The sequence below is a fragment of the Herbaspirillum sp. 1130 genome, from assembly GCF_017833835.1.
Taxonomy (GTDB): Bacteria; Pseudomonadota; Gammaproteobacteria; order Burkholderiales; family Burkholderiaceae_D; genus Herbaspirillum; species Herbaspirillum huttiense.
Genome location: NZ_JAFICQ010000002.1, coordinates 809,465 through 829,448 on the forward strand (window position 1 = coordinate 809,465; position 19,984 = coordinate 829,448).

Below are 19,984 nucleotides of genomic sequence, written 5' to 3' on the forward strand. Positions count from 1 at the left end.
AGGAAAAGGAAGGCCGGATGCCGAATTACTTCTCGACGACGGCGAACAGGTCTTCTTCGCGCATGACCAGCAGTTCCTGGCCATCGATCTTCACGGCCTGGCCGGAGTACTTGCCGAACAGAACGCGGTCGCCGACCTTCACGGCCAGTTGGCGGACCTTGCCATCTTCCAGGATCTTGCCGTTGCCGACGGCCAGGACTTCGCCTTGGTCCGGCTTTTCGGTCGCTGCGTCAGGCAGAACGATACCGGAAGCAGTCTTGGTTTCCTGGTCGAGGCGCTTGACGATAACGCGATCGTGCAAAGGGCGAAGATTCATGAGAACTCCTTAATTTTCAATAAGTTAGCATTGATTGCGGCGATGCCTGCAACGGTTTTCTTCCAAATGCAGCAGACGTCACCGCATGAAAAAGGGGATTGCGCCCGGCGGCGCTGTTAGCACTCTGCCGTGACGAGTGCTAAGTATAGGGATGGGTTGGGGAATTTTCAAGGCGTCAATTGCCGTGTTTGCGCGCCTGGTCTGCGCAGCGGCACTCAAAAAAATTCGAGGTCAGTTAAGAGAAATGCAGGCATGGCTCTGAATATGTAAAAAATAGAATGCGAATCATTATTATTGCGGCTCTTTCGGATCAGTCCGGAAGAGCCTTTTTTTATAAGAAATGAACGGCGGAGGTTCGCCAGTATTTTTATTGGACCGAAATGCAATGAAGAACAATCAGGCCCCATTCAACCATGCACGCGATCTGCGTATCGCCACTTCAACCCTTGCCTCGCTCGTGATGCTCGGCTTCCCGCTGGCCGGCATGGCGCAGCAGTCCGCGGCGCCCGACGGGCCGGCGGGGCTGGAACCGATCCAGGTCAGCAGCGATTGGCTCGGCACTGGCTTCGAGAGCAGCGTGAAGACCTATCCCGGTGCCCGCACCGTGGTCAAGAAGCAGGAGATCGACAGCACCGGCGCCGTCAGCATCGGCGAGGTGATGCGCCGCATTCCCGGCGTGCAGTCCAGCGACAGCGCCGGTAGCTCCGGCAGCGCGATCGCCTTGAACATCGGCGTGCGCGGTCTGACCGGACGCTTTTCGCCGCGCTCCACCGTCCTGCTGGATGGCATCCCCTTGTCGGTGGCGCCCTATGGCCAGCCCCAGCTTTCGTTTGCGCCCCTGAGCCTGAACAACATCGAATCGATCGACGTCATCCGTGGCGGCGGCGCGGTGCGCTTCGGCCCGCAGAACGTGGGCGGCATCATCAATTTCAAGACGCGCTCCATTCCCGCCAGCGAGGGCATTTCGGGTGATGCCTCGGTGCGCTACAACAGCTACGGCAAGGGTGGTGGCAATGCGCAGTACACCGCCTTTGCCGGCGGCCAGAGCGACAATGGCCTGGGCATGGCCTTCCTGTACTCGGGCCAGGACGGCAGCGGATGGCGCGACAAGAGCGATGAACATCTCAACGATTTTGCGCTGAAGATACGCTACGAAATTTCCCCGCGTTCCGAACTCCACGCCAAGTTCAATTACTACGACGTGCTGAGCCGCACGCCGGGCGGCCTCACCACCGCGCAGTACGCCGCCGACCCGTTCCAGAACACCCGCCAGCGCGACAACTGGAGCGGTACCCGCAAAGGCTTCGACGTGGGCTACCTCAATACGCTGTCGGATCATCAGGAGCTGGAGATCCGGACCTACTTCAACCAGGCGACCCGCCAGAGCAGCTTGATCAACGTGACCGGCGTGCGCCTCTCGCATCAGCCGCGCAACTATGAAACGCTGGGCATCGAACCCCGCTACACGCAGCGATTCGCCTGGGGCGGCACTACGCACGATGTCACCGTGGGTTACCGCACCATCCGCGAGCGCGGGAATGACAACATCTACAACGAAGCGGTCCGCACCGGCGCGCTGAGCGGATTCACCCAGTTCCAGAACAGTACCGATGCCCATGCCGGCTGCATCGACGACAAGATTGCATTCGGCAGATGGCGCATCACGCCGGGCCTGCGTTTCGAACAGGTGCGGTCAAGCCGCTACGAAATGGGCAAGAAGGATCCTTATGAAGTGGCCAACGACAAGCTGCTGCCCTCGATCAACCTGGCGTATCTGCTCACGGAGCAATTGACCCTGTTCAGCAACTACAACACCTCCTTCGGCGTGGTGCAGAATTCGCAACTCAACACCATGTCTTCCGCCAATCCGCTGTCGCCCGAACTGGCCCGGACGATGGAAGGCGGCATGCGCTGGAAGAGCGCACAGGCCTCCGCCGAAGCCACGGTGTTCCACATCAATTTTGACAACCAGATCGTGTCGGTGCAGGGAACGACGCCCAACGTCTTCCGCAACATCGGCCGCACCCAGCATGATGGCGTCGAACTGGCGATGGACTATGCCTTCGCTCCGGACAGCCCCCTGAAAGGCTGGTCGGTCTTCGCCAACTACACCTACACCCGCGCCCTGCAGAAGTCAGGCAGCAATCCAGGCAAGGACTTGCCGTTCTATGCACGCACGACCGATACGCTCGGGGTGCGCATGCAAACCGGTCCCTGGACGCTCAACCTGTCGACCACGCACCAGGGCCGACAGTTTGCCGATGAAGCCAACACCGTCGCCGAAAGCGCCGACGGCAGCATCGGAGAAATCCCGGGCGTGCGTCTCTGGAATGCGCAGGCGAGCTGGAAGGTGCCGGGCAAGAAGGGATTCGACCTCACCGCGGGCGTCAACAACCTGCTGGACCGGCGCTACTTCACCCGTACCGTGGATGGCAATCTGGGAAAGCTGGTCGGTGCGCCGCGGACCTTGTATGTCCAAGGACGTTACACATTCTGACCGTGCCGGGATGAATGAAATCGCGCACAGGCCACCGCGGCCATCGTTCATCTGGCCCTTCCGCAAGCAGGGTCCCGGATCCGGGGTCAAATGAAGAATAATTCCCGCAATACGAGAATTGATCCCCGGGAATGAGGCTGGCACCCCAATCCAGCCTCGTTACAAGTGCAGCTTTCTGCTATTTCCCCACCCTAATTGGTGCACTCCTTCGCATCCCGATTCAAAAAAGTGCATAAAACGTGCGATATGAATGAAGCGCCGCGTTGGCACGGAACTCGCTCTCCCAGCCGCACCATTACGGTGTATTCTGCCCGGCGGGGCGGTGTAATGGAGGAACTGCCCCGCCTGGCCTGGCGCTGCGGCCGGGCCGCTTGCCTGCTGTGGCTCCGTCCCTTTTTATCCGGGGATGCCCCTGGGGAAAGCGCCCGAGTGGCGATGCTGCAAGGCATGGCTCGGTTTTTGCAGTAGCAGAGTCCGCAAGCAAGAACCGGTCAGCGACTGGGAGGCGCTGCGGTGCTTTCCGATCAGGTTGCCGTCCACACGGTGGTCAGAATCGGTCAGCGCACATAACAAATGGCACAACGAACTGCGTTTTCAATCTTTCATTGGAAGTAATAGGAGCAATTCATGCAAAAAATCAAAATGATTCCTGTCGCTACGGCACTGGTGGCAGCGTTCTCGTTCGCAGGGGCAGCGCAGGCACAAGAAGTCATCAAGATCGGTCACGTCGCTCCTCTGACCGGTCCCAACGCGCACATCGGCAAGGACAATGAAAACGGTGCCCGCATGGCCGTGGACGAACTCAACGCCAAGGGCTTCGAGATCGGCGGCAAGAAGGTCACCTTCCAGCTGGTCCCCCAGGATGACGCTTCCGATCCGAAGCAAGCCACCACCGTGGCCCAGGCCCTGGTCGATGCCAAGGTCAAGGGCGTGGTCGGCCACATGAACTCCGGCACCACCATCCCGGCTTCCAAGATCTACTTCGACGCCGGCATCCCGCAAATCTCGCCGTCGGCGACCAACCCCAAGTACACCCAGCAAGGCTTCAACACCGCCTTCCGCGTGGTGGCCAACGATGGCCAGCTCGGTGGCGTCCTGGGCCGCTATGCCGTCAATGAACTGAAGGGCAAGAACGTGGCCGTCATCGACGACCGCACTGCCTACGGTCAAGGCGTGGCCGAAGAATTCCGCAAGAGCGCCCTGGCTGCCGGTGCCACCATCGTGGCTACCCAGTACACCACCGACAAGGCTACCGACTTCAACGCCATCCTGACCTCGGTCAAGTCCAAGAAGCCGGACCTGGTCTTCTTCGGCGGCATGGATGCCGTGGCCGGCCCGATGCTGCGCCAGATGGATCAGCTGGGCGTGTCTGCCAAGTTCATGGGCGGTGACGGTATCTGCACCACCGAACTGCCGAGCCTGGCCGGTGCTGGCCTGAAGGACAGCGAAGTGGTCTGTGCCGAAGCCGGTGGCGTGACCGAAGCAGGCAAGAAGCCGCTGGAAGACTTCAAGGCTGCCTACAAGAAGAAGTTCAACCAGGACGTCGTGATCTACGCACCGTACACCTACGATGCGCTGATGACCCTGGCTGACGCCATGAAGCAGGCCGGCTCGTCCGACCCCAAGGTCTACCTGCCGGTCCTGGCCAAGATCAAGCACAAGGGCGTCACCGGTGAAATCGCCTTCGACGCCAAGGGCGACATCCTGAACGGTACCCTGACCCTGTACACCTACAAGGGCGGCAAGCGTACCCTGCTGAGCGTGGTCAAGTAATTTTGCATCAAGCTTCACCTCCGGGACCGTCACGGTTCCGGCGGGAGCAGCAATGACAAGCCCCGGCCTTCGTGCCGGGGCTTTTTCTTTCATATCGACCAAAAACCGGGGCGACCCGCCACCGCATTTACAGATTATAATGAGACACGTTCTCATTACATCTTGCGGTCATGGCCGACCTCGCTCCTTCCCGTCCTCACGACATCGCTGGCATATACACCGGGCATCACCGGTGGCTGCTGGGCTGGCTGCGCCGCCGTACCGACAATGCCGAGCTGGCGGCCGACCTGGCGCAGGATACCTTCGTGCGGATGATGGTCTCGCGCCGCGATTTCATCGTCGATGAAGTGCGCACCCTGCTGGCCACCATCGCGCGCGGCCTGATGATCGACCATTTCCGTCGCTGCGCGCTGGAGGCCGCCTTCCTGGAAATGCTGGCGCAGATGCCGCCCGAGCACCTGCCATCGCCCGAAGCGCAGCTGCTGGTGCTGGAAACCCTCAACGAAGTCGACGCCATGCTGGCCGGCTTGCCGCCCAAGGTGCGCAGCGCCTTCCTGCTGTCGCAGCTCGATGGCCTGGCCTATGCCGAGATCGCGGTGCGGCTGGAGGTGTCGCTGAGTTCGGTGCAGCAATACATGAAGCGCGCCTTCACCGCCTGCTACCGGCTGCAATATGGGCTCTGAGCGCACGGCCCCCAATGACGACATCGTCATGGCCGCCATCGACTGGATGGTGCGGCTGCAATCGGGCAACGCCACCGATCATGAGCACGAAGCCTGCCGCCGCTGGCGCGCCGAACAGCCGCAGCACGAGCTGGCCTGGCAGCGGCTGCAATCGCTCAGCGAGCGCGTCGCCACGCTGCCGCGCGCGCTGGCCCACGGCAGCATCGGTGCCAGCGAAGCCCGCACGCGCAACAACCGCCGCTTTGCGCTCAAGACCTTGTGCGTGGCGACCGGCGCGGGGCTGCTGGCGGCCAGCGCAGCACGATGGACACCGTGGCAGGCCTGGATGGCCGGCTACACCACCCGCACCGGAGAGCGGCGCCGGATCACGCTCGCCGATGGCACCCTGCTGCAACTCAACAGCGCCACTGCCGTGGACGTCAGTTTCGATGAGCGGCAGCGCCTGATCCGCCTGCATCGCGGCGAAGTGCTCATCACCACGGGACATGAAGAGCGCCCTTCCTATCGTCCCTTCCTCGTGCAGACACGGCTGGGGCAGGCGCGCGCACTGGGCACCCGCTTCCAGCTGCGCGATGCGGAGGAGGGCATGCGCCTTGCCGTTTATGAGGGCGCGGTGGAATTCCATTCGCAAAATGAGAATGCACCTGTGCGCGTGGATGCGGGGCGTCAAGGGCTGTTCGATGCGCAAGGGCTTGTCGGCCGCCTCTTTGCCGCCAATGAACAGGCCATCGCCTGGACCGATGGTGTCATCGTGGCCGACCGCATGCCGCTGGGCCAACTGGTGGCCGAGCTGGATCGCTATCTCCCCGGCAAGCTGCGCTGCGATCCGGCGGTGGCCGGATTGCCCATCTCGGGCGTGTTTCCGCTCGACCAGCCGGCACGCATCCTGGCCGCGATTGCGCGGACCTTGCCGGTGCGGGTGGATACCTTCACGGATTACTGGATCACCTTGCGGCCACGGACCGCCACCTGAGGCCGGCATGGATATAAAACATTTTTAAAATTTCTCTGCAGGTTTTTGGATCTCGTTCGGTTTACCAGATAGCAAGCCCTCTGAAGCTCACCATCGAACGACATCCATGACCATCCGAACCCGCTTCCCCTCGCGTCCGACCCTGTCCCGACTGGCCATCCTGGCCGCCTTCGCCAGCCCCGTGGCAGGTGTGCAGGCGCAGGCCACCGATGCCCAGCGCCAGGCCTACGACATCCCCGCTGGTCCTCTCGACCAAAGCCTCAACAGCTTCGCCCGCCGTGCGGGCGTGCTGCTCTCCTTCGATCCGGCCATCACGCGCGACCGCCAGAGCGCGGGTCTTTCCGGCCGCTATACGGTAGCGGAAGGGTTTGCCGCGCTGCTCAACGGCACCCCGCTGCAAGCGATCCGCAACGCAGACGGCGGCTACACGGTGGCTGCACCGACGGCCACCACCGGCAGCAATGCCAATGCCGTTCTGCCCACCGTCACGATCACCGAAAGTGCCGACCCCACCGCGCCCTACGCGGGTGGACTGGTCGCGCGCGGCGGCAGTCTCGGCGTGCTGGGTACGGCCAGCGTGATGGACACGCCCTTCAGCACCACCAACTACACCTCGCAAGGCATCGAGGATGTACAGGCGCGCGCCATCGGCGACGTCATCGCCAACGATGCCTCGGTGCGCAACACCAATGGCAATGGCGGTTTCGGCGACAGCTACCAGATTCGCGGCTTCACCATGTCGGCCAATGACGTGGCCTTCAATGGCTTGTATGGGATGGTGCCGCTCACGCGCATGCCCATCTCCATGGTCGAGCGCATCGAAGTGCTCAAGGGACCGGGCACGCTGATGTATGGCATGGGCCCGGCCGGCGGCGTGGGCGGGGCGGTCAACCTGATTCCCAAGCGTGCGCACGAAGATCCGATCTCCAGCGTTACGGCCACCTATCTTTCCAATTCGCAGTTCGGATTGAAGGCCGACCTCGGCCGCCGCTTCGGTGAGCAGCAGGAGTGGGGCATCCGCGTGAACGCGCTCTATGCCGATGGCAACACCGGCCTGTCCGGCAGCAACCAGCAGCAGAACATGGGCTCGGTCGGACTCGACTACAACGGCGGCCGCGTGCGCTGGAGCCTGGACGCCTACACCCAGCACGAAGATACCCGCAACTTCCGTCCGCAATTCAGCATCAGCAGCCTGGTGATGCCGGAAGCGCCCTCGGGTAAGACCAACCTCTATCCCGGCACCACCCTGCAATCGGATGACAAGGCCGTCGCCACCCGCCTGGAATACGACATCAACGACCACCTGACCGCCTACGGTGCCGTCGGTTATCACGAGGCCACGTCTTCCCAGAGCTGGCCCAGCGCCACCATCCTCAATGCGGCCGGTGATACGGCGGCGCTCTACAACGGTTACTACGACCAGAAGGTCGTTTCCACTTCGGCCGACGTCGGCATGCGTGCGCGCTTCAACACCGGCGGCATCAAGCACACCGTGATGCTGGGCGTGAACATGCTGGATCAGCAGACCGATTACTTCTACCTCTCCGAGAGCAGCAGCGTCACCTCCAATCTGTATCGTCCGGTCGCCTTGCCCGCGGTCAGCGGCGCACGTGGCGAACCCACGCCGCAAAGCCAGATCCGCCTGACCAGCGTGGCGCTGACCGATACTCTGTCGCTGGCCGATGACCGCCTGCGCATCACCGCCGGCTTGCGTCGCCAGCAGGTGTATTCGCACAGCCTGGTGGATGCCACGCAGACCTCCAACAAGACCGCCATCTCGCCGGTGCTGGGCGTGGTTGTCAAGCCGGTGCAGAACGTTTCGCTGTATGCCAACTACACGGCGGCCCTGAGCGCCGGTGGGTTCACTTCGGCCAGCGACGGCAATCCCAACCAGCTCTTCCCGCCCTACAAGTCCAAGCAGGTGGAGACGGGTGCCAAGATTGACTGGGGCCGTATCACGACCACGGCGGCCGTATTTCAGATCGAGCAGGCCAATGCCAGCACCACGCTGGTCAATGGCGTGAGCACCACCACCCAGGATGGCCGCAATCGCGTGCGCGGACTGGAACTGGCGGCCTATGGCGAACTGCAGCGCGGCCTGCGTTTCAATGCCAGCGGCACCTTCTTCAATGCCAAGCAGTACCACACCGACAATGGCACCAATGACGGCAAGGATGTCGGCGCGATCCCCAACAGCAACTTCAACCTCGGACTGGATTGGGATGCGCCGTGGCTGCAGGGCCTGGCCTTGAATACGCGTGTCACCCGCACAGGTTCGATGTGGTACAGCAACGAGAACAAGCTCAAGGTGCCGGGCTGGACCCGTGTCGATATCGGTGCGCGCTACATCACCCGGGCGGCAGGGCAGGTCGTGACCTATCGTGCCAACATCGAGAACCTGTTCGACAAGAATTACTGGCTGATGCAGAACGGTTATGTGGGCACGTCATCGGGTCGGACACTGGTGCTGTCGGCGCAGGTTGATTTTTGATTCGATCATAAATCGTGTTGTAAGGCGATAAGAGCTTTCGCAGCTACCCAATCCCAAATGATGGGAAATCAAAAGGATGTGTTTTGACGCAGGCGTCAGTTGTAAATGTTGTTCTGCTGGAAAGTTTTAATTGTATAAAAACACTGTTTTTATTTACAGTGTAACTTTCCAGCTTCCTGAAGAGCGCATAATGACGGGTAAACTTTGCGTATCTTTTGTACCCATCCTTTCCAGTCATGACACCTAACGTCAAATACTTCGCCCGAACGATGTTCAAGTTGAAGGTGTACCAATCCGAGGGATTTGCATTTGAGCATCTTTTTGCAGCAGTGCTGGAGGCATCTCGTCCTGGATTTTTGAAGATTAAGCCATACGGTAATCAGGGTGACCGAGGCAACGACGGATACGAAAAAGCCCACGGCCGTTACTTTCAAGTTTTTGCGCCTAATGATCCATCGCACAGTCTTCAGGAAGCGATCAATAAAGTTGAGACTGATTTTGTTGCGAAGCTTCTTCCCTATTGGGGGCAGTTCTGCGCAGTGAAAGAATATTTCTTTGTTTTCAACGACAAATATCGCGGAACAGTTTTCCCGTTAGAAAAATCACTGACAGAATTACAGAAACAGCATGGTCTTGTCGCGGCGGAGGTCTTTCGAGCGAGAGACCTTGAAGATGAATTTATGTTGCTGGCCGAGGATCAGATCATGTCGATCATCGGTGGATTGCCCGACGAAGATGCGATCGCAGCACTCGATTATTCCGTAATTGCTGAGGTAATGCAGCATATTCAAGATAGTCCGCCCTGCGTCTCAGGACGCGGCAAACTAGTGGTGCCCGATATTGACGAGAAGATTTGGTTCAATGGATTGGAGCGAAATGGTCATTGGTTAAAGGCCAAACAGGCGGAAACTTGGCAATTGGATGAGTATTTCTCTGTAAATAGCAGCTTTACAAAACAAGACTTGCGGGATTATCTGGCAAGCCTCTATGCCTCTAGTCTTCGGGACTTTCCGAGCATTGAAGGACAAACAGAGGAAGAGCTTGGAGACGTGAGGTTTGCGGCCATTTTGCAGCATATAGCCCCATCGACTGGGAGGCCGGCAGTGGATCGAGTTAGGCGCGATGTCGCTTTGGTGATCATGGCTAAATATTTTGAAACTTGCGATATTTTCGAGGAGCCGCGCAATGCTGCTGCCGGATAAACACATCACATTTGCGGAATCGTTGCTTGGGCTTGGTGCGTATGTTCTTGAAACGCTGTCCACCCCTATGACTATCGATCAAGTGTGGCGGAGTTTTGAAAAGTCTCGAGGTGCTGATTATCCTGCCTTTCATTCATTTGATAATTTGGTTTTGGCTGTCGATTCGTTATATGCATTAGGAATTCTCTCTCTTAACGAGGACGGCAAATTATCGCGATACGAAGTTAGCAAGCGACATGCGACTAATTAAAATTTCCGCCAATCAGAATAGTTTCAAGACAGTCCGTTTCAACAAAACCGGGTTGTCTTTAATTGTGGGCGTGCGCACTGATGTACCGACTGGCGAGGACTCTAAAGACGATCGATCCTACAACGGGGTCGGCAAATCTTTGTTGGTTGAGATCTTACATTTCTGCTTAGGCTCATCGACGAATAAGGCGTTTCAGCAGCATCTAATTGATTGGGTATTTACGGTTGAGTTTGAAGCGAATGGTCAGTCGCACGTTATCAGTCGGGAAACGGGCAAGCAAAGCCAGCCTCTTTTCAACGGAAAACCCTACAAAGTTTCAGCGCTAAATCAGCAATTAGAAAAGTTCTCTTTTGTCATTCCTGATATCGCGGATCCGTCACTCTCTTTTCGCGCCCTTATTCCTCGCTTTATTCGTCGCAACGTGCATGACTATAACGACCCAAAAGTTACATCCGGCGACAGGGAGCCCTATACCGTTCTTCTACGAAATCTTTTTTTGCTGGATCTTGATATCGATCTCGTCACAAAGAAATATCAGCTGCGGCGTCGACAGGTTGAAATAGAGGAATTTGAAAAGAACTTTAAGAATGATCCATTTATTCGCGAATATTACACAGGGAATAAAGACGCCTCGCTGCAAACCAAATACTTGGAAGAGCAGATAAATAGACTTGATGCGGATCTCTCGAAATTCAAAGTCGCAGAGGACTTTTATGCAATTGAGCGCGAAGCAAACGATTTGAATAAGCGGCTGCGAGAACTTAAGAATAAAAGAGTTATTGCTGAAACAGCTCTGCGCAACGTCGAAAAGAGTTTGCAGATGCGCTCAGATATCTCCAAGGAAAAAATTATTGCTCTCTATAGCGAGCTTATGGCGGCGTTTAGATCGGAAACATTACAAAGACTGGATGATGTTCAGGAATTCCATAAGCAACTGGTAGAAAACCGTATTGCGAGATTTGGTCAGGAGCGTATGAGACTTAATGCTGAGTTGCAAATCTTGACTCAGCAGATAGCGGAGTTGAATCTTCAGGTCGATGAAAAACTGGCCTATTTATCGGATAAGCGCGCCCTAGATCAGTACGTCGCAGTAAGCTCTCAACGTTCCGAACTGTTGGGTAGGTTGCACAAGCTTCAGGATTATCAGCGCCTTTTGCAAAAGAGTCGCGAAGAGCTCATTCACATTAGAAAAGATCTCAACGAAGAAACAATAAAGACAACCGTCTATTTATTGGAAAGTACAGGAGAGAGAGAGCGAAATATTTCTCTATTCTCTAGTCTGGCAAAGCTTTTTTATCCGGAGGCACCCGCAGGTATTACGTTAGACGTAAATGATGGGGAAAATAAAATCCGATATGACTTTGATGTGCGTATTGAGGCTGATGGCTCGGATGGGATTAATGCAGTAAAAATCTTTTGCTACGACTTGGCTGTGTTGCTTCTGAACGGAAATCATAGGATGGATTTCATATGGCACGATAGTCGCTTGTACAGCGATATCGATCCCCGGCAGCGTGCTGTTTTGTTTAAGGTCGCGCATGAGTACACAGCGCGACACGGAAAGCAATACATCGCTACAGTAAATCAAGATCAAATTGATGCAATGGAGCAGTTTCTTGCTCCTGATGAATTTGAGAAACTCTTCGGCGATGACAAGCGAGTTCTTACACTAAAAGACGATGGGGATGCTAGCAAGCTCCTGGGGATTCAAGTGGATATGCATTACAACTGATTTTGCATTGCTTATGAAATGCCCGTTTTGTCGGGCATTTTTTTAAGGTATTCGATATTGATCGTTTGTATTTTTAGTTTTCCCGGACGGCTTTATTTGCTTTTTTCCTTGTCCATCTCGCGCGCACTTTCCAGAAACACGCGACGCAGCCATTCGATCCCTGGATCATTGGTGCGATAGCGATGCCACTGCATCATCTGATGCATCTCCGCCAGCGGCAGCGGACTTTCCTTGAGTACCACCGGCAATTGCGTGGCCAGCTTGCGCGCCAGCCGGCCATGCACGGTGGCGATGCGGTCGGTCCCCTGCACCAGCGCCACACAGGAGGCAAAGCTGAAGCTGGTGATCTCCACCCGCCGCGCAAAGCCCAGCTTGCTGGCCATCCACGCCTCCACCGAGGAGGCGTTGGCACCGGGCGGCACCATGACCACATGACCGGCCTCCATGTAGCGCTCCAGCGTCAGTTTGCCCTTGGCCAGCGGACTGTCGCGCCACACCACGCAGACGTGACGTTCGCGAAACACTTCCTCCGCCGGATGATCGGGCGTACAGAATTCCTGCGGCAGCACCAGCAGATCGACCTCTGCGCGATCCAGCGAACGGGTCGGATCCTGCACCTGCGGCATCAGCGCAAATCGGATCTGCGGCCCTTCGGCATGCGCGCGTGCGATCACGCGCGGGATCAGCACGTTGAGGCTGAAGTCGGAGACCGAGATGCGGAATTCCCGATGTGACTCCGCCGGGACGAAAGCGGGCTTGGCCGCGATCGATCCTTCGATACGCCGCAATACGTCATTGACCGCATCGCGCAGCACTTCGGCGCGCGGCGTGGCTTCCATGCGGCGGCCGACCTGGATCAGCAATTCGTCATCGAAATATTCGCGCAAGCGCGCCAGCGCATTGCTCATGGCGGACTGGCTCAGGTGGATCTTCTCGGCGGCGCGGCTGATGTTGAGTTCGGTCAGCAGCGCGTCGAGCGCGACCAGCAGATTGAGGTCGAGCTTGTTGAAACGCATTGGATAAGTCTCCGTTGTCGGGTGCCGGCCTGTCTTTTGTGCAAGGGTTGCAGGGCCGGTCATGTATTGATCCCGTCCATATCATGAATCAAAACAATCCATTTGATCAATATCAACCTCGACCTTAACCTTCATCCATCCGCTGCACGGCCTCGCAGAAGCATCCAAGAAAAGGCCGGCACGGCAAGCCGGTGGCGCCCTGCGCCATTGATCGGCCTGGCCCCGAGAAGACGCCGCGATGGCGAGACAACAAGCCAGGCAGGGTAGGAGACAAGGAGACAGAAGTGAAGAGAGGAACCGTACCAGCCCGGCGGCTGGGGAATCGTGCCGTCCTGGCCGTTGTGGCCATGATCGGGAGTGCCAGCATGCAGTCCGCGCAAGCTTTCGAAGGGGGCGTTTCGCCATTCCCCACCGGGTCCACCAGTGAATACATCGCCGCGCTGCCGCCCATCCCGGGCCTGTTCGCGGTAGAGCAGTTCAACTACAGCAGTGCCGACGGCCTGTACGACAACAAGGGCAACAAGCGCCCCATCCCCTTCAAGACCGATGTGTTCTCGGCCACCACGCGCCTGCTGGCTTCCTATGGCGTCGAATGGATGGGCGCCAAGGTCTATTCGCAACTGGTGTTGCCGGTGGTCTCGCTGCATACCGAAGTGATGGGCCACGGCGAGAACCACAACGGCCTCTCCAACGTCACTGTCACGCCGCTGCTGCTGCGCTGGGATGTGGCCGCGCATACCAACGTCACCTTCGGCTTCGACTTCGCGCTCAAGACCGGTTCCTACGACCCCAATCGCACCAGTGTGGCGGTCGGCTACACCTCCTATCAGCCGGTGCTGGCGATCCGTCACAACGATCCCAACGGGCTGGACCTGGGCATCTCCAACCGCCTGCTCTTCAACGACAAGAACAGCGATACCAATTACCGCTCCGGCACTCCCTACGTGGCGGACTTCATCGGTGGCTGGAACTTCGGCAAGTGGAAAGTCGGCGTCACCGGTTCCTATCTGAACCAGTTCACCGATGACCGCCAGAACGGCGCCGACATCACCGGCAACCGCATGCGCAGCTTTGCCATGGGGCCGACCGTGGCCTACAACGCCGGCACCTACAGCATCAACATGAACGTGCAGCGCGGCCTGTACGCCGCCAACACGGCCAAGAGCGATGCCATCTGGATCAACTTCGCCATGCCGCTGTGGATGGGCGGCCCGCACTGAGGCCACGCAGCCGTCCATCCGTATCACTCATCATCAAAGGAGTTACACCATGTTCCGTTACTTCCCGACGAACTATGTCTGGAATCTTTCCGTCGATCTCGCCATCGAGATGGGCGCACGCATCGGCGAAATCGAAGCCATGTGCGCCCCCCTGCAGGAGGCGGCCAAACAGCCTGACGCCGAAGGCACCGCCGCCTTCCGCGCCACCTGGGCGGACATGGCAGAAAAGCTCTGCAGCCTGGCCGCCGAGGATGAAGCGCGCGGCCGGCTGCTCTCGGCCGGTGCCAAGTACAAGCGCGCGGCCAGCTACCTGCTGACCTGCGAACGCCTGCAGGGTCACGGCGCACCGGGCCGGCTGGAGCTGTATCGCCGCTTCCTGGAAGTGTTCCAGCGCGGCATCACGCTGGCCGGTGACAACTGCGAGCGCGTCGAGATTCCTTACGAAGGCAAGGTCATCTCCGGCCTTTATACCCGCGCGAACAATGTACAGGGTCCTGCCCCGATTCTGGTCCAGCTCAATGGCCTGGATTCGACCAAGGAAATGAAATACCTGGTCGGCCTGCCCGGCTGGCTGGCCGAGCGCGGGGTCTCGTCGCTGGTGATCGACCAGCCCGGCACCGGCGAAGCCCTGCGCCTGCATGGCATGACCGCGCGTTTCGATGCCGAGCACTGGGCGCGCCACGTGGTGGACTGGCTGGAGCAGCGCGACGATGTCGATGCCAGCCGCATCGGCTGTGAAGGCGTCTCGCTGGGCGGCTACTACTGCCCGCGCGTGGTGGCCATGGAGCCGCGCTTTGCCTGTGGCGTGGTGTGGGGGGCCAATCACGACTGGCGCGATGTACAGAAAAAGCGCCTGGAAAAAGAGGGCGATTTCCCCGTACCGCATTACTGGCAGCACGTCTGCTGGGTGTGGGGTGCCAAGGATATCGACGATTTCATGCGCATCGCCGAAGACGTGCATCTGGATGGCGTGGTCGAGAAGATCCGCGTGCCCTTCCTGGTCACCCACGGCGAGAAGGACACGCAGATTCCCCTCAAGTGGGCGCACCGTACCTACGAACAACTGGTCAACAGCCCCAAGCGCGAATTGAAGATCTTCACCGACCGCGAAGGCGGCGCGCAGCACGCCAGCTTCGATAATTCCATCAACGCCGGCCACGTCATCGCCGACTGGGTGGCCGAGACCCTGGGCGGTCGCACCAAACGCTGAGGCGCACGGCGCCAACGAAACACCGAGTCAATCACAAGGAAATCCGCATGAACATCATTGGACCCGATGCCCTGGTCTTTGGCGTGGACGATCTGCCCGCCTGCCGCCAGTACCTGCTCGACTATGGCCTCAAGGAGGGTGGTAACGACCGTTACGAAGCCCTCGACGGTACCGCCATCGTACTGCGCGCCAAGGACGACGCCACGCTGCCGCCACCCATGGGCACCGCCAGCCTGCTGCGCGAAACCGTCTATGGCGTGGCCGACGTCGCCACGCTGGATGCCATCGAAACCGAACTGCGCCGTGACCGCGAAGTCAGCCGCCGCGATGGCGTGGTGCGCAGTGTTGACGACATGGGCTTTGCGCTGGCCTTCCAGGTCACCGTGCGCCGTGCGCTCGACATCAAGTCGGAACGCGTCAACGGCCCCGGCGATGCCCAGCGCGCACCGAACCAGATGGGCCTGCCCGCCGAGGGCGAAGCCCTGCCGCGCACGCTGTCGCACGTGGTGTATTTCGTGCCGGATGCGGCCAAGGCCGAGGCCTTCTATCAGCGCCTGGGTTTCGTCTGCACTGACCGCTTCACTGGCGTGGGTCCCTTCCTGCGTCCGGCCGGGACCCTGGATCACCACACGCTGTTCATGATCCAGACCCCGCCCTTCATGAAGGGCTGCGAACACTTCACCTTCCACATGGGCGGCCCGACCGAGGTGCTGCTGGCCGGCACCCGTTTCGTCGAAAAGGGTTATCAAAGCTTCTGGGGACCGGGCCGCCATCGCTTCGGCAGCAACTGGTTCTGGTATTTCAATTCGCCGCTGGGCTGCCACGTCGAATACGACGCCGACATGGACCTGCACGACGATCAATGGGCCGCGCGCGAAGCACCGATGGGTGCCGATGCCTCGCAATTGTTCCTGTTCCAGTACCGCGAGAAGTGGGCACCGGGCGGCCCGCCGCCGCCGGGCGCAGCACACTGATTGCCGGGCATAGCGGGAGAGACAGCCATGTACCTGTGCCATGTCACGCAATTGCCTGAGGACGGCGCACGCGGTTTTGATACCGATGGGGCAGGGCAGGCCACCATCTTCCTGCTGCGCCGGGGAGACCAGGTACGGGCCTGGCAAGACAGCTGCCCGCACCACGGCACACCGCTGCCATGGCGGCGCGATGCCTATCTCGATGCCAGCGGGCAGCACGTGGTCTGTGCCGCCCATGGCGCATTGTTCGATCCGCTCACCGGCGTGTGTACGCTAGGCCCTTGCCTGGGCGACTCGCTCACGCCGGTGGCGCTGCGCATCGATGACGACGGCGGCCTGCACCTGGCCACCGGCGAAGACGATCCACTCATCAAGAAAAAGATTCAGGAGACACCATGACACTCGCAGCCCAACGCATCCTCATCATCGGCGGCGGTTTTTCCGGCGCATCGGCCGCCATTGACCTGCGCCGCCGTGGCGCCCAGGTCGACCTGGTGGAACTCGATCCTCAGTGGCGCAACTATGGTGCCGGCATCAGCCTCGGCCCGGCCACGCTGCGTGCGCTCAAGCAACTCGGGGTGCTCGATGCCTTCCTGCGCGAAGGCGCGGCCGGTGATGGGGTGCGCCTGTGCCTGCCGCACGGCCCGCAGATCGCCGAGCTGCCCACCCCTCGCCTGGCCTCGCCCGACGTACCCGGCGGCGGTGCCATCCTGCGTCCGGTACTGGCGCGCATCCTGGCCGATGCCACCCGCGCCTCGGGCACCGACGTGCGCCTGGGCTGCACTTTCACGGCGCTGCGTGAGATCGGCGACGAGGTCGAGGTCGACTTCACCGATGGCCAGACCCGCCGCTATGATCTGGTGATCGGTGCCGATGGCCTCTATTCCAAGCTGCGGGCCCATCTTTTCCCCAACGCACCCAAGCCGCGCTACAGCGGCCAGGCCGTGTGGCGCGCCATCCTGCCGCGTCCGGCGGAGATCACCACCTGCACCATGTGGATGGGGCCGCAAATCAAGCCCGGCGTCAATCCGGTGTCCAAAGACGAGATGTACCTCTTCGTCACCGAGCCGCGTCCGGTCAACGACCACGTCGATCCGGCCACCTTCGTGGCGCGCCTGCGCGGCCTGCTGGAAGACTTCAGCGCCCCGGTCTTGAAGACCATCCGCGGCCAGCTCGACGACAACGCCCGCATCATCTTCCGCCCGCTGGAAGGCTTGCTGCTGCCGCGTCCGTGGTATCAGGGCCGCGTCGTGCTGATCGGTGATGCGGTGCATGCCACCACGCCGCACCTGGCTTCCGGTGCCTGCATCGGCATCGAGGATGCGCTGGTACTGGCCGACGAACTGGCGCGCAACGGCAACGTAGCGCTGGCCTTGTCGGCCTTCGAGGAACGCCGCTGGGAACGTTGCCGCATGGTGGTGGAGAACTCGGCCCGGCTGGGCGAGATCGAGGTCGGGGGCGGCGACAAGGACGAGCACTCGCGCATCATGCGCGAATCGCACGCGGCGCTGGTCCAGCCGATCTGATTTTTTTCATCAATATAAAAAATATAAACGATTAACGCTTAACGCTTCAGCAACCTGCGTACGACGCGAGGAGACAAGATGATCACGACCTATTCCAAGCGCGCCCTGGCTGCGCTGATGCTGGCGCACTGCGCCGGCATGATCGACCTGGTGGCGCTGCCGGTCTGGGTCGGCACGCTGGTGGCGCATTACCACTTCGATGCCCGCCAGGCTGGCCTCTTGGCCTCGCTCTTCCTGGGCGGCGCGGTGCTGGCCAGTGCCGTGCTGGCACCTCGCTTCGATCCCGAGACGGCGCGCTGGAAGGCGGCAATCGGCTTCGGCCTCTCGGCCCTGTTGTTCGCCGTGGCGGCGCAGACCCAGCACTACCTGCTGCTGGCCTTGCTGCATGCGGCGTGCGGCATCACCACCGGGCTCTCGCTCAGTGTCACGCATGGCACCATCGCGCGCGGCAGCAATCCGCATCGCGGCTTTGCGCTGGTGGGTATCGCGCTGGGCTTGTTTGCCATCCTGTTCCTGGGCAGTGCGCCGCCGATCATCGCCAGCGTGGGTGGTCCTGCCTTGTTCTATCTCTTCGCGGGGGTGATGGCCATGGGTGCGCTGGCTTGTGCCCTGGCGTTTCCCCGTCCGGAGACGGATGGCCTGCCGCGTGTCGCCAAGCCGCGCGAGCCGGTGCCGCGCCAGGTCTGGTACGGCATTGCCGGCATCGCCTGCATGGGGCTGGTGCAATCGATGACCTTCAGTTTCCTGGAGCGCGTGGGCAGTGATCGCGGCTTCGGACTGGAAGCGGTCACCGGTGTGCTCATCGCGCTGGGCTTCGTCAACCTGCTGCCCGCACCGCTGGCCGCACTGCTGGAGAAGCGGCTGCCCGCCCGCAGCGTACTGATGGCCGGCCCGCTGGTGCAAGCGCTGCTGGTGGTGGTGATCATGAGTTCGTTGCGTTTTGCACCTTATGCGGCAGCGGCGTCAGTGTTTGCTGCCGTGATGATCTTCACGCACACCTTCGCCTTCGGCCTCATGGCCCGTCTGGACCGCAGCGGCCGTGCCATGGCTGCCACGCCCGCCATGCTGATGACGGGTGCGGCCATCGGCCCCATCCTCGGCGGCACGCTGGTGCAGGGCTGGGGCTATGGCAGCCTGGGTCCGGTGGCGGTGGTGCTGGGCGTGGGGGCATCGATCTGTTTCTCGCGGCTGCCGCGTGCAGTCGCCGTTCAACCTCAAGAGGCTCTGGCATGACCGCATCCCTGCAGACGCGTCGCCGTCATCGTTTCGTCGACCTGTCCATCTATCTTGAAAACGACGTGCTCTCCGACCCGCCCCCGCTGGCCCCGAAGATCACTTACCAGAAGCATGCCGACACCTTGCCCGAATTCATGGCCATGCTGCCCGGCACGCAGCCCGAGGATTATCCCGATGGCGAGGCCGCAGCGGCCGAATGGGTCACGCTGACCACGCACAACGGCACGCATCTGGATGCTCCGTGGCATTTCCATTCCACGCAAGACGCAAAGAATGGCGGCGCGCGCCCCTCCATCACCATCGATGAAGTGCCGCTGGAATGGTGCTTCCAGGCGGGCGTGAAACTGGACTTCCGTCACTTCCCCGATGGTTATGTAGCCACCGCCGCCGATGTGGAAGCCGAACTCAAGCGCATCGGCCACGTGCTGCAGCCACTCGACATCGTCGTGGTCAATACCCGCGCCGGCTCGCGCTACGGTCATCGTGACTATCTCGGTGCCGGCTGCGGCATGGGTTACGAAGCCACCATGTACTTGCTCGAACGCGGCGTGCGCCTGACCGGCACTGATGCCTGGAGCTGGGACGCACCGTTCTCCTATACCGCGCAACGGGTAGCCGAGACCGGCGACAAGTCCCTGATCTGGGAAGGCCACAAGGCCGGCCGCGACATCGGCTACTGCCACCTGGAAAAACTGCACAACCTCGAAGCCTTGCCGGCGCATGGCTTTACCATCAGCTGCTTCCCGCACAAGATCCGTGGGGCCAGTGCCGGCTGGACGCGCGCGGTCGCGATCTTCGACGAAACCTGATACCCGCCGCCGCACGGACAGCCATCAGCAGATTCACGCAATGCAAGCGATTCAGACGATACAAGCGATTCAATGG

General features: G+C 60.1%; 17 protein-coding genes. 15 read left to right on the forward strand and 2 right to left on the reverse strand.

The window, feature by feature from the left end:
* Window positions 1–25: 25 nt before the first annotated feature.
* On the reverse strand, window positions 26–316 hold the full coding sequence (gene groES / locus JOD78_RS12435) for a co-chaperone GroES (protein WP_008115200.1): 291 nt from the start codon (window positions 314–316) through the stop codon (window positions 26–28).
* 385 nt (window positions 317–701) lie between these two features.
* On the opposite strand from groES, the gene JOD78_RS12440 reads away from it, so the two are divergent.
* The 8 genes from JOD78_RS12440 to JOD78_RS12475 all read left to right on the forward strand — a co-directional run bounded on the left by JOD78_RS12440 (window position 702) and on the right by JOD78_RS12475 (window position 11,917).
* A complete protein-coding gene (locus JOD78_RS12440) occupies window positions 702–2,813 on the forward strand; it encodes a TonB-dependent siderophore receptor (RefSeq protein WP_209567877.1) in 2,112 nt (703 codons plus the stop codon).
* A gap of 627 nt (window positions 2,814–3,440) precedes the next feature.
* Window positions 3,441–4,586: a branched-chain amino acid ABC transporter substrate-binding protein gene (locus JOD78_RS12445; RefSeq protein WP_121044503.1), complete on the forward strand. Its 1,146-nt coding sequence runs from the start codon at window positions 3,441–3,443 to the stop codon at window positions 4,584–4,586.
* Between the two features lie 170 nt (window positions 4,587–4,756).
* Window positions 4,757–5,269, forward strand: coding sequence for a sigma-70 family RNA polymerase sigma factor (locus JOD78_RS12450; protein WP_034331954.1), 513 nt, complete (start codon window positions 4,757–4,759; stop codon window positions 5,267–5,269).
* Entirely contained in the window at window positions 5,259–6,242 is a 984-nt protein-coding gene (locus JOD78_RS12455; RefSeq protein ID WP_209567875.1) for a FecR domain-containing protein, read from the forward strand. The genes JOD78_RS12450 and JOD78_RS12455 overlap by 11 nt, the downstream gene beginning before the upstream one ends.
* A gap of 106 nt (window positions 6,243–6,348) precedes the next feature.
* Window positions 6,349–8,733 (forward strand): TonB-dependent receptor, encoded by a 2,385-nt coding sequence (locus JOD78_RS12460; protein ID WP_209567873.1) that lies wholly within the window; start codon window positions 6,349–6,351, stop codon window positions 8,731–8,733.
* A gap of 269 nt (window positions 8,734–9,002) precedes the next feature.
* Window positions 9,003–9,935 carry an ABC-three component system protein gene (locus JOD78_RS12465; protein WP_245202132.1) on the forward strand — a complete coding sequence of 311 codons (933 nt, stop codon included), beginning with the start codon at window positions 9,003–9,005 and terminating at the stop codon, window positions 9,933–9,935.
* The gene (locus tag JOD78_RS12470; protein WP_209567869.1) at window positions 9,919–10,185 is read left to right on the forward strand and encodes an ABC-three component system middle component 6; all 267 of its coding nucleotides are present in this window, start codon (window positions 9,919–9,921) and stop codon (window positions 10,183–10,185) included. The genes JOD78_RS12465 and JOD78_RS12470 overlap by 17 nt, the downstream gene beginning before the upstream one ends.
* Window positions 10,172–11,917, forward strand: a complete 1,746-nt coding sequence (locus JOD78_RS12475; RefSeq protein ID WP_209567867.1) for a DUF2326 domain-containing protein — start codon at window positions 10,172–10,174, stop codon at window positions 11,915–11,917. The genes JOD78_RS12470 and JOD78_RS12475 overlap by 14 nt, the downstream gene beginning before the upstream one ends.
* Window positions 11,918–12,009: 92 nt before the next feature.
* Here the strand turns inward: JOD78_RS12475 and JOD78_RS12480 are convergent, their stop codons facing one another.
* Window positions 12,010–12,933, reverse strand: a complete 924-nt coding sequence (locus JOD78_RS12480) for a LysR family transcriptional regulator (protein WP_209567865.1) — start codon at window positions 12,931–12,933, stop codon at window positions 12,010–12,012.
* A gap of 365 nt (window positions 12,934–13,298) precedes the next feature.
* On the opposite strand from JOD78_RS12480, the gene JOD78_RS12485 reads away from it, so the two are divergent.
* The 7 genes from JOD78_RS12485 to JOD78_RS12515 all read left to right on the forward strand — a co-directional run bounded on the left by JOD78_RS12485 (window position 13,299) and on the right by JOD78_RS12515 (window position 19,908).
* On the forward strand, window positions 13,299–14,153 hold the full coding sequence (locus JOD78_RS12485) for a transporter (RefSeq protein ID WP_209568271.1): 855 nt from the start codon (window positions 13,299–13,301) through the stop codon (window positions 14,151–14,153).
* 49 nt (window positions 14,154–14,202) lie between these two features.
* Window positions 14,203–15,363, forward strand: coding sequence for a prolyl oligopeptidase family serine peptidase (locus tag JOD78_RS12490; RefSeq protein WP_034331960.1), 1,161 nt, complete (start codon window positions 14,203–14,205; stop codon window positions 15,361–15,363).
* 47 nt (window positions 15,364–15,410) lie between these two features.
* Window positions 15,411–16,337, forward strand: a complete 927-nt coding sequence (locus JOD78_RS12495) for a VOC family protein (RefSeq protein ID WP_209567863.1) — start codon at window positions 15,411–15,413, stop codon at window positions 16,335–16,337.
* Window positions 16,338–16,364: 27 nt separating this feature from the next.
* Window positions 16,365–16,736 (forward strand): Rieske 2Fe-2S domain-containing protein, encoded by a 372-nt coding sequence (locus tag JOD78_RS12500; RefSeq protein WP_209567862.1) that lies wholly within the window; start codon window positions 16,365–16,367, stop codon window positions 16,734–16,736.
* Complete coding sequence (locus JOD78_RS12505) at window positions 16,733–17,863, forward strand: FAD-dependent oxidoreductase (RefSeq protein WP_134221491.1); 1,131 nt, start codon at window positions 16,733–16,735, stop codon at window positions 17,861–17,863. Before JOD78_RS12500 ends, JOD78_RS12505 begins: the two co-directional genes overlap by 4 nt.
* Before the next feature lie 78 nt (window positions 17,864–17,941).
* On the forward strand, window positions 17,942–19,096 hold the full coding sequence (locus tag JOD78_RS12510) for an MFS transporter (RefSeq protein ID WP_204724936.1): 1,155 nt from the start codon (window positions 17,942–17,944) through the stop codon (window positions 19,094–19,096).
* The gene (locus JOD78_RS12515) at window positions 19,093–19,908 is read left to right on the forward strand and encodes a cyclase family protein (RefSeq protein ID WP_034331966.1); all 816 of its coding nucleotides are present in this window, start codon (window positions 19,093–19,095) and stop codon (window positions 19,906–19,908) included. Before JOD78_RS12510 ends, JOD78_RS12515 begins: the two co-directional genes overlap by 4 nt.
* Window positions 19,909–19,984: the final 76 nt, after the last annotated feature.

Coding starts and splice junctions, on each gene's coding strand:
- JOD78_RS12490 (WP_034331960.1), top strand. CDS start 14,203: ATGTTCCGTTACTTCCCGACGAACTATGTCTGGAATCTTTCCGTCGAT.
- JOD78_RS12460 (WP_209567873.1), top strand. CDS start 6,349: ATGACCATCCGAACCCGCTTCCCCTCGCGTCCGACCCTGTCCCGACTG.
- JOD78_RS12450 (WP_034331954.1), top strand. CDS start 4,757: ATGGCCGACCTCGCTCCTTCCCGTCCTCACGACATCGCTGGCATATAC.
- JOD78_RS12455 (WP_209567875.1), top strand. CDS start 5,259: ATGGGCTCTGAGCGCACGGCCCCCAATGACGACATCGTCATGGCCGCC.
- JOD78_RS12500 (WP_209567862.1), top strand. CDS start 16,365: ATGTACCTGTGCCATGTCACGCAATTGCCTGAGGACGGCGCACGCGGT.
- groES (WP_008115200.1), bottom strand. CDS start 316: ATGAATCTTCGCCCTTTGCACGATCGCGTTATCGTCAAGCGCCTCGAC.
- JOD78_RS12440 (WP_209567877.1), top strand. CDS start 702: ATGAAGAACAATCAGGCCCCATTCAACCATGCACGCGATCTGCGTATC.
- JOD78_RS12475 (WP_209567867.1), top strand. CDS start 10,172: ATGCGACTAATTAAAATTTCCGCCAATCAGAATAGTTTCAAGACAGTC.
- JOD78_RS12480 (WP_209567865.1), bottom strand. CDS start 12,933: ATGCGTTTCAACAAGCTCGACCTCAATCTGCTGGTCGCGCTCGACGCG.
- JOD78_RS12445 (WP_121044503.1), top strand. CDS start 3,441: ATGCAAAAAATCAAAATGATTCCTGTCGCTACGGCACTGGTGGCAGCG.
- JOD78_RS12495 (WP_209567863.1), top strand. CDS start 15,411: ATGAACATCATTGGACCCGATGCCCTGGTCTTTGGCGTGGACGATCTG.
- JOD78_RS12465 (WP_245202132.1), top strand. CDS start 9,003: ATGTTCAAGTTGAAGGTGTACCAATCCGAGGGATTTGCATTTGAGCAT.
- JOD78_RS12485 (WP_209568271.1), top strand. CDS start 13,299: ATGCAGTCCGCGCAAGCTTTCGAAGGGGGCGTTTCGCCATTCCCCACC.
- JOD78_RS12505 (WP_134221491.1), top strand. CDS start 16,733: ATGACACTCGCAGCCCAACGCATCCTCATCATCGGCGGCGGTTTTTCC.
- JOD78_RS12510 (WP_204724936.1), top strand. CDS start 17,942: ATGATCACGACCTATTCCAAGCGCGCCCTGGCTGCGCTGATGCTGGCG.
- JOD78_RS12470 (WP_209567869.1), top strand. CDS start 9,919: ATGCTGCTGCCGGATAAACACATCACATTTGCGGAATCGTTGCTTGGG.
- JOD78_RS12515 (WP_034331966.1), top strand. CDS start 19,093: ATGACCGCATCCCTGCAGACGCGTCGCCGTCATCGTTTCGTCGACCTG.